General features: G+C 36.4%; 7 protein-coding genes and 1 rRNA gene. 3 read left to right on the top strand and 5 right to left on the bottom strand.

The genetic code is table 11. The features are described 5' to 3' along the window. The first annotated feature begins 35 nt into the window (after nucleotides 1–35). Nucleotides 36–151, top strand: a 5S ribosomal RNA gene (gene rrf, locus DK866_RS19565). Nucleotides 152–529: 378 nt separating this feature from the next. On the opposite strand, the gene DK866_RS19560 is transcribed toward rrf, so the two are convergent. The 4 genes from DK866_RS19560 to acs all read right to left on the bottom strand — a co-directional run bounded on the left by DK866_RS19560 (nucleotide 530) and on the right by acs (nucleotide 6,585). Further along, nucleotides 530–2,113 carry a phosphoethanolamine transferase gene (locus DK866_RS19560; protein ID WP_109410230.1) on the bottom strand — a complete coding sequence of 528 codons (1,584 nt, stop codon included), beginning with the start codon at nucleotides 2,111–2,113 and terminating at the stop codon, nucleotides 530–532. Nucleotides 2,114–2,506: 393 nt separating this feature from the next. Beyond that, a complete protein-coding gene (locus DK866_RS19555) occupies nucleotides 2,507–4,162 on the bottom strand; it encodes a cation acetate symporter (protein WP_109410229.1) in 1,656 nt (551 codons plus the stop codon). Continuing rightward, complete coding sequence (locus DK866_RS19550) at nucleotides 4,159–4,470, bottom strand: DUF485 domain-containing protein (protein ID WP_109410228.1); 312 nt, start codon at nucleotides 4,468–4,470, stop codon at nucleotides 4,159–4,161. Before DK866_RS19550 ends, DK866_RS19555 begins: the two co-directional genes overlap by 4 nt. A gap of 156 nt (nucleotides 4,471–4,626) precedes the next feature. After that, complete coding sequence (gene acs, locus DK866_RS19545; protein ID WP_109410227.1) at nucleotides 4,627–6,585, bottom strand: acetate--CoA ligase; 1,959 nt, start codon at nucleotides 6,583–6,585, stop codon at nucleotides 4,627–4,629. 372 nt (nucleotides 6,586–6,957) lie between these two features. Here acs and sodA point away from each other — a divergent pair, with 372 nt between their 5' ends. Both sodA and yiiM read left to right on the top strand, forming a co-directional pair. Continuing rightward, nucleotides 6,958–7,581 carry a superoxide dismutase [Mn] gene (gene sodA / locus DK866_RS19540; protein ID WP_109410226.1) on the top strand — a complete coding sequence of 208 codons (624 nt, stop codon included), beginning with the start codon at nucleotides 6,958–6,960 and terminating at the stop codon, nucleotides 7,579–7,581. Between the two features lie 108 nt (nucleotides 7,582–7,689). Next, complete coding sequence (gene yiiM, locus DK866_RS19535) at nucleotides 7,690–8,364, top strand: 6-hydroxyaminopurine reductase (protein ID WP_109410225.1); 675 nt, start codon at nucleotides 7,690–7,692, stop codon at nucleotides 8,362–8,364. Nucleotides 8,365–8,418: 54 nt separating this feature from the next. On the opposite strand, the gene DK866_RS19530 is transcribed toward yiiM, so the two are convergent. Next, nucleotides 8,419–8,775, bottom strand: a 357-nt coding sequence (locus tag DK866_RS19530) for an IS3 family transposase (RefSeq protein ID WP_208624203.1), incomplete at its 5' end; no start/stop codon positions are given.

Below are 8,775 nucleotides of genomic sequence, written 5' to 3'. Positions count from 1 at the left end.
CGAAAAGGAAAGCGCGGGTAATAAAACAGAATTTGCTTGGCGGCCATAGCGCAGCGGTCCCACCTGATCCCATGCCGAACTCAGAAGTGAAACGTTGTAGCGCCGATGGTAGTGTGGGGCCTCCCCATGTGAGAGTAGGGAACTGCCAGGCATTAAATAAGACGAAAAAGCCAACCCAATGGGTTGGCTTTTTTGCGTTTGGAGTTTTTTATATAGCTTATATGCTAGTCGATAATTCATTGAATTTAATAATCGATATATAGAAAACAAATAAAGCTAAAATTGTTGTTACATTCCTCAATTGATCTTTAAAACAGCCACTCTTAACGCTATTAAATCCTATTTATGGCATTCCATTAGTAAGATCATCACCGTATCAAGCATCTAACATTACTTAATTTGATACCTAGAGTTGTTCTTTTCTATTTTTATTATCTCAAACAGATCTTATTAGAAATAGATAATGAAGGTATAAACACACTCTTTATTATTAAGTGTATTTCTTATTTAGATATTTTTGACGAGGATATTATTGAGGTTCCTGCTCTTCTGAACTTAATAAATCATAGTTTAAGAGGTTTTTATTCCCATCAATAACCATTATTGGTGATTTCGGCTGATAGCATTCTTTTAATGGTGAATAACATTTTTTGGGTGAGTTATGTTCTATACCAAGCCAACTACTTAATAGCCAATAGTTATTTACCGTCGAATAAGGCTCATTCAACGCTTCATCATTAATAACAGGTTTAATAGATGATGAGCTATACCAAATGAACAAAGGAATGTCGTAAGCTTCTTTACGCGGTGTATTTACACCATGATGATAACGAACCTCTCTATTCTTATCGAGGCGCTGTAAAGCATGATCTGCAAAGTAGAGAATAGATGCGGGTTTATCTTTTACTTTTTCAATAATGCTATTAATTAACTTATCTGTATAAGCGATAGAGCTGTCATAACAATTATCATCTTCTTGTTGTGTGAATTTTTTAAAATCTTGATTTGGAAATCGGTTACAAGCAGGTTCATGACTACCATAAGTATGCAAAATAATAAATTTTTTCTGTGTAGATGGTTCATTGAGTGCTTTATCTAAATAAGGAAGTAGTTCTTCATCATAACCAATAAAATCATTCCATTTTTTATTCTGTGCCATATTTACAATGACCGAGATTACACTTGTTTTTTGATTCCCTTTCCCTTGATTACTTAACCAATAAGTTTTAAATCCAGCATGATTAGCAAGGGAAACAATATTATCAGCGTAATGATTTTTATCCTGTAACTGCTCTAACCCTATATTTGAGAGAGAAATTGGTACAGAAAGAATGGTTACTGGGGCTGGAGAGTAAACATTCTTAAAAAGAATTAGATTGTTTTTTTCTTTCATTAAATTTGGAGTTGTATCATGAGGATAACCATAAATACCTAAATGGTCACGCCGAACAGATTCCCCAATAATAAGAATATAAATCTCTGTATTATTATCCTTTTTACTATATTGATAATTAACTTTTTGAGAAGCTATTCTTTTTATTTGACGATTTTCATGAAACGTTCTAACCAGTGCTGCTGCATTATAAAAAGGTGTATTTAAAAGAGTATATTCAGAGATTAATTTAGTATTGTTATCATTTCTTAATGCTAAGTTTTTATATATAGGAATAATTGCTATTAATACAACGATTGCAATAACACTATTTATCGTGGTTTTTAAATGAGAAAATCGAGCGTTTTTATGGATAAGAAAATAATAAATAGAGAAGCTACATATATAAAATAACACGTAATATTTATTATAAGAAAGCATACCAACAGTCTCACTGCCGTTAGTATTTATAAACGTTTCTGCAATAGAAGAGGAAAATGCAATATCGTGTTCACGATAGAAAAATAGAGAAATAGACAGATTTAAAGACCATAGCGCGCTAATTATAAATGTTACTATTTTTCCCAGAATTGAACGATAAATTCCACTACACATCAGCATAAGTAGCCAACCAATGAGAACAATATAAATCTTTTGTTCTATATACAACGTTGAGCCACCAAGTATTGCTGGTGTTATAGATAAAAGAAATAAAAGTGTGTAATAAGTTAGTCGAGACATAATCTATTTAAAACTGTCACCTCTTCTTATGTAGAACAAAAAGTTAACCATTTACCTTTTGACAATACAAGGCTTGTTTGACTGAAATGTGTCTGAATTTGGTATTATTACGACTTTTCTAGCTTTTTTGTATTATAAATAAAGTTATAAAGTGAATAAATAATAATAATTTTATTTGTAATATATTGATTTTATTTTCTTTTTTGATAAGGAGCTAATAAACAGCAAGTTATTAAAATAAACGTATAGATATGTATTTAAAAATTAGATTTATTCTAAATAAGTAAAGGGGATAAATATGTTTGGAATGTATATCAATAAAATAAAAGTGCCCTTCTTTATTATAAAAGAATGAGCACTTTTATCGTAAATTATCAGTGTGTTTTATGACTCTTAGTGATCTTTGCCTTGTTCAATTCCTAAGCCAATTTGAGAGCGAATAAATTGTGCTTGAAACTTCGCTTTTTCTTGCTCTCCTAAAGATGATTTATCTGTAATTGAAAAAAACCATGAAACAACAAAAGCAACTATCATTGAAAATAATGCTGGATATTCATAAGGATAGATAGGTTTTTCATGACCTAAAATGCTGACCCAAATTGTTGGCCCTAAGATCATTAATGTTACGGCTATTAATAAACCAGACCATCCCCCAGCTACAGCGCCACGTGTTGTTAGTCCTTTCCAATACATTGATAGCAAAATGATTGGGAAGTTACAGCTTGCGGCTATTGAGAAAGCGAGTCCTACCATAAAGGCAATGTTTTGCTTTTCAAATAGTATCCCTAAACCTATAGCGACTATTCCCAATATTACAACAGTTACTTTAGATACATTAAGCTCTTTACGTTCATCTGCATGACCATTTTTAATTACGTTAGCATAAAGATCATGAGAAACCGCGGAAGCACCTGCTAAAGTCAACCCTGCAACAACAGCTAATATAGTGGCAAAAGCAACCGCAGAGATAAAACCAAGGAAGAAATTACCCCCAACAGCATCAGCAAGATGAACTGCTGCCATGTTTGTGCCGCCAATTAGAGCGCCAGCGGCATCTTTGAACATAGGATTAGGGCTAACGAGTAGGATAGCGCCGAAACCAATGATAAAAGTAAGAATATAGAAATAGCCGATAAAACCTGTTGCATAGAAGACACTCTTACGGGCTTCTTTGGCATCACTAACCGTAAAGAAGCGCATGATGATATGAGGGAGCCCTGCGGTACCAAACATTAATGCAAGACCTAAAGAAAGTGCAGAAATAGGATCAGAGACTAAGCCTCCTGGGCTCATAATTGAGGAGCCTTTTGAATGCACATTTACAGCTTCTTTAAATAAAGTGTTGAAATTAAAATCTACCGTTTTCATGACCATAACAGCCATAAAACTTGCACCAGCGAGTAATAAAATAGCTTTGATGATTTGTACCCAAGTCGTTGCTAACATGCCACCAAATAACACATACAACACCATGAGAATACCAACGAGTACCACAGCAATATGATAGTTCAAGCCAAAAAGTAGCTCGATTAGCTTTCCTGCGCCGACCATTTGTGCAATCAGATAAAGAGCCACCACTACTAAAGAGCCTATAGCAGAGAGTGTTCTAATCGGTTTAGGGCTTAATCGGTAAGAAACAACATCAGCAAAGGTATAACGTCCTAAATTACGTAAACGTTCAGCAATAATAAAAAGAATAATCGGCCAGCCGATGAGGAATCCTATTGAATAAATCAGACCATCGTAACCAGAAGTATAAACGAGAGCGGAAATCCCTAAAAAGGATGCTGCTGACATAAAATCGCCTGCAATAGCCATCCCATTTTGAAATCCTGTTATTTTTCCTCCAGCTGTATAATAGTCTGAACGTGAACGAGTACGTTTAGAGGCCCAATAAGTGATATAAAGTGTTAATCCAACAAATATCAGAAACATAATAATAGCCTGAATATTCATCGGTTGTTTCTCACCACCTTCTGTTATTGCAGCAGCATAAACAACGGTTGAAGAGAGGAGAAATAGGCTTATTGTGTAGAGTAATTTGCTCATTTTTCTACCTCTTCAATAATCTCGTTTGTCAGTTTATCGAACACTGTATTGGCTTTTACAACGTAAATACCAGTTAATAAAAATGAAGCAATAATTAACCCGATGCCAATAGGAATACCTCGTGTAATGTAGCTACCCTCATACAAGGGAGTTCCTAGCCATTGTGGATAGAAGGCGATAAGTAAGATAAATGAAACATACATAACGAGTGTAATAATTGAAAGTGTCCATGAAAAACGACTACGTTTTTTAACCAGTTCTTTAAAGCGAGGGTTATTTTCTATCTCTTGATAAATATTGGCATTCATCAGAGTTCTCCTCTATATAATTGTTTGGTTGATCACTTGATTTAGAGGCTTAAATCCCCCGCATTCCATGATTTTCAGGTAAGAGAGCTTAGCAAAGGCATTTTCATGCCTTTGCATTGTCGTATCACGTTTTTAAATGACAGTTATATTGCTGTGTTAAGCAGTAAGTGATAGAGACTGTTTTTCTTCTAACAGTTTCTCTACAACACCTGGATCGGCGAGTGTTGAGGTATCTCCGAGGTTAGTTGTGTCACCAGAGGCAATTTTACGCAAGATACGGCGCATAATTTTCCCCGAGCGCGTTTTGGGTAAAGAATCTGTCCAGTGAAGAATATCTGGTGTTGCAATTGGTCCTATTTCTTTACGTACCCAGTTACGGACTTCTGTATAAAGCTCAGGCGTTGGCTCTTCACCATGATTTAACGTGACATAAGCATAAATAGCCTGTCCTTTAATATTATGAGGAATACCCACTACTGCGGCTTCCGCAATCTTAGGGTGAGCGACGAGGGCAGATTCTATTTCTGCTGTTCCTAAACGGTGGCCTGAAATATTCAAGACATCATCAACACGTCCTGTTATCCAGTAATCACCATCTTCATCACGGCGAGCACCATCACCAGAGAAATACATACCTTTAAAGGTTGAGAAGTAAGTTTGTTCAAACCGATCGTGATCACCAAAAAGTGTTCTTGCTTGACCTGGCCAAGAATCAGTAATCACTAAGTTACCTTCACAAGCTCCTTGTTGTACTTCTCCCATATTGTCGACAATAGCAGGTTGAACGCCGAAGAAAGGGCGTGTTGCTGAACCTGGTTTTAGATCCATAGCTCCCGGCAATGGAGTTATCATGAAACCACCGGTTTCTGTTTGCCACCATGTATCAACAATCGGGCATTGGCTACGTCCCATTTTCTGATAGAACCATTCCCAAGCTTCCGGATTAATAGGTTCACCTACAGAGCCAAGAATGCGTAGAGAGGTGCGTTGAGTACCTTCAATCGCTTTATCGCCTTCAGCCATTAACGCACGAATTGCGGTAGGGGCTGTGTAGAGAATATTGATTTGGTGCTTATCAACGATTTGAGCCATACGGTTAACTGCTGGGTAATTAGGTACACCTTCAAACATGACTGTTGTTGCACCATTTGATAGCGGGCCATACAGTAAGTAGCTATGCCCTGTTACCCAACCTACGTCAGCAGTACACCAATAAATATCACCTTCATGATAATCAAAGGTGTATTTAAACGTCATTGAAGCATAAACAAGATAGCCTCCAGTGGTATGTAACACACCTTTAGGTTTACCTGTTGAACCCGATGTGTACAGAATAAAGAGTGGATCTTCAGCATCCATAACTTCTACATCACACTCAGTACTTACACCTTGAATAATTTCATCCCACCAAATATCACGACCTTCAATCCATTGTTCTGTATTTCCTGTTCGGCGAAGTACAACAACATGATTAATCGGCGGAATATCCGCGTGATTTAATGCATCATCGACATTTTTCTTTAGAGGGATAGCACGGCCTGCGCGCAAGCCTTCATCAGCAGTGATAACTAATTTGGCTTTCGAATCAATGATACGACCAGCAACGGCTTCCGGTGAGAAACCACCAAAAATAACAGAGTGGATTGCACCAATACGAGTACAAGCGAGCATAGCAACTGCTGCTTCAGGTACCATCGGCATATAAATCGCCACAACATCGCCTTTTTTAATTCCTAGATTTTTTAATACATTAGCGAATTGGCAGACATCTTGATGAAGTTGTCGGTAAGTGATTTTTTTCGACTCATTAGGTGAGTCACCTTCCCAAATAATTGCAGTTTGATCACCCCGTGTTTTAAGGTGGCGATCAAGGCAGTTTTGGCTGATGTTTAGCTGTCCATCTTCAAACCAGCGAATGCGTACGTGGCCTGGGTCAAATGAAGTGTTCTTTACCACAGTATATGGTTTTATCCAGTCAACAATCTTCCCTTTATCTGCCCAAAAGGCCTCAGGGTTTTTGATAGATAATTCATAGTCTTTTTGGTATTGCTCTTTATTGATCAGGGCATGTTCTGCAATGCTTGCAGGAATATGATGTTGGTTTATTTTTGTCATAATAGTTCTCCTCACTATTGTTAATACTATGTCAAAAAGTCGTTAACAAAAGAGGGGAAATTAAAATTGTTTCTTTTTTGCGCAGAAGATCACGAATTAATGGAAATGCTTTTCATGGAATGTTCAATTAGTGCTAAAGCAAGGTGTGCATTATTTAGCTGTATTTATCTTGTTTAATAGAATTATTATTTAATAAAAGGCTTTTAAATTAAAACAATATACTGTGAAAATTAATTAACGAGTGCTGAATAAAAAAACCACAAAAATAATATGGATATGATAATGATTTTCATTAACGTTTTTTTCACTATAATGAAATGAAAAGATAAATCACATGATGTGATTCAAGATAAAACAGCACTGGAGATTAATATGAGCTATACATTACCTGCACTGCCTTATGCTTATGATGCGTTAGAACCTCATTTTGATGAGCGTACAATGGAAATTCACCATACTAAGCATCATAAAACTTATGTAAATAATACCAATACTGCATTAGAAAAATTACCTGAACTTGCTGGCTTAGATATTGATGAGCTAGTTAAAAACCTTCATAAAGTACCTGCAGATCAACGTACATTCTTACGTAATAATGCGGGTGGTCACTCAAATCACTCTTTATTTTGGAAAGGTTTAAAATTAGGAACTCAATTACAAGGTTCACTAAAAGAGGCGATTGAACGCGATTTTGGTAGTGTTGATGCTTTTAAAGAGTTATTTGAAAAAGCAGCAGCTAGCCGTTTTGGTTCAGGCTGGGCATGGCTGGTATTAAAAGAGGATGGTAAGTTAGCCGTTGTTTCTACAGCCAACCAAGATAGCCCATTAATGGGTGAAGAGTTAGCTGGTGCATCTGGCTATCCAATTGTTGGATTAGATGTGTGGGAACATGCTTATTATTTGAAATATCAAAACCGTCGCCCTGATTATATCAAAGCGTTCTGGTCAGTTGTGAACTGGGATGAAGCGCAAAAACGCTTTCAAAGCAAAGCATAATTGAATTGATCATTTCTGTTCTATTTTCAATGCCGACAATTGTCGGCATTGTTTATTTTGAACACTCTCTTTACTATGGGTCATTGTTTTCTGTTTAGGTAGTGAGCCATGCGTTATTTTCCTAGTGTTTTTATCGGCAACATCACAACAACATCTAATGGATTTACCAGTGCGATCACTAAAAGGCTGGTGGACGGTCATATCAAACTCACTTCGCTGGGATTAGAAGGTGATGAGCAAGCAGAAAAGAGTTTTCACGGTGGCCCTGATCGCGCACTTTGTCACTATCCTAAAGAACACTATCTTTATTGGGCTGAGCAATTCCCACAATTGACTGATTTTCTTCATGCTCCAGCATTTGGTGAAAATATCTCAACAACAGGCATGACTGAAGAAAATGTTTTTATTGGTGATATTTACCAATGGGGAAATGCTTTTATCCAAGTCACACAACCTCGCTCTCCTTGCTATAAACTTAATACAGTGACTGAAGTCAGTAACTTTTCGCAAATTATGCAAGATAGTGGCTATTGTGGTTGGTTATATCGTGTTGTGAGTACAGGAGAAACAGGTAGTCATCATCCTCTTGTCTTGGTTTCAAGAAACAGTGATGTTTCTGTTAAAGAGGCGATTTCAATTGCTTTTCATATGCCTTTTGATGAAGAACTTTATCGTCGTCTATTAAGTGCCGCAGGATTATCTGCGAGTTGGAGTAAGACTATGCAGTTAAGAATGCAAAATCAAACCATTGAGAGTTTTAATCGGCGGTTATTTAAGGAATAAAAAAAACACCTCTCTAAATAGGTGAACTGACCCCAGTTTATTGGACAGTTTAAATTAGTTAGGTAAAGACTGAGTTCGGTATTGAACCGGACTCAGTCCTTTTAATTTTATCTTGATCCGTTCCATATTGTAATACTTGATATATTCATGAAGTTCTTCTTCTAGTTCATCCAAATCTCTAAATTGCTTTGTATAAAAACATTCTGTTTTTAATATGCCAAAAAAATTCTCTATTACTACATTGTCTAAACAATTTCCTTTTCGTGACATACTTTGAGTAATGCCTTGTTTTTTAAGGCTATTGTGATAACGGCTCATTTGGTATTGCCATCCTTGATCTGAGTGCAGTATAAGCTCGCCTCCCTGAGTCAATTTTGAAAAGGCTTGGGTAAGCATCTGTTCAATCATGTT

Origin of the sequence: Proteus genomosp. 4 str. ATCC 51469 (assembly GCF_003144375.1) — a bacterium.
In the GTDB taxonomy this organism is placed as follows: Bacteria; Pseudomonadota; Gammaproteobacteria; order Enterobacterales; family Enterobacteriaceae; genus Proteus.
Note: the sequence above shows the minus strand (reverse complement) of the source record. Positions and strands in the feature narration are given on the sequence as shown.

Bases quoted from the DNA above. Each gene is read 5' to 3' on its own strand.
- DK866_RS19555 (WP_109410229.1), bottom strand. From the start codon at position 4,162: ATGAGCAAATTACTCTACACAATAAGCCTATTTCTCCTCTCTTCAACC.
- DK866_RS19560 (WP_109410230.1), bottom strand. From the start codon at position 2,113: ATGTCTCGACTAACTTATTACACACTTTTATTTCTTTTATCTATAACA.
- sodA (WP_109410226.1), top strand. From the start codon at position 6,958: ATGAGCTATACATTACCTGCACTGCCTTATGCTTATGATGCGTTAGAA.
- DK866_RS19550 (WP_109410228.1), bottom strand. From the start codon at position 4,470: ATGAATGCCAATATTTATCAAGAGATAGAAAATAACCCTCGCTTTAAA.
- acs (WP_109410227.1), bottom strand. From the start codon at position 6,585: ATGACAAAAATAAACCAACATCATATTCCTGCAAGCATTGCAGAACAT.
- yiiM (WP_109410225.1), top strand. From the start codon at position 7,690: ATGCGTTATTTTCCTAGTGTTTTTATCGGCAACATCACAACAACATCT.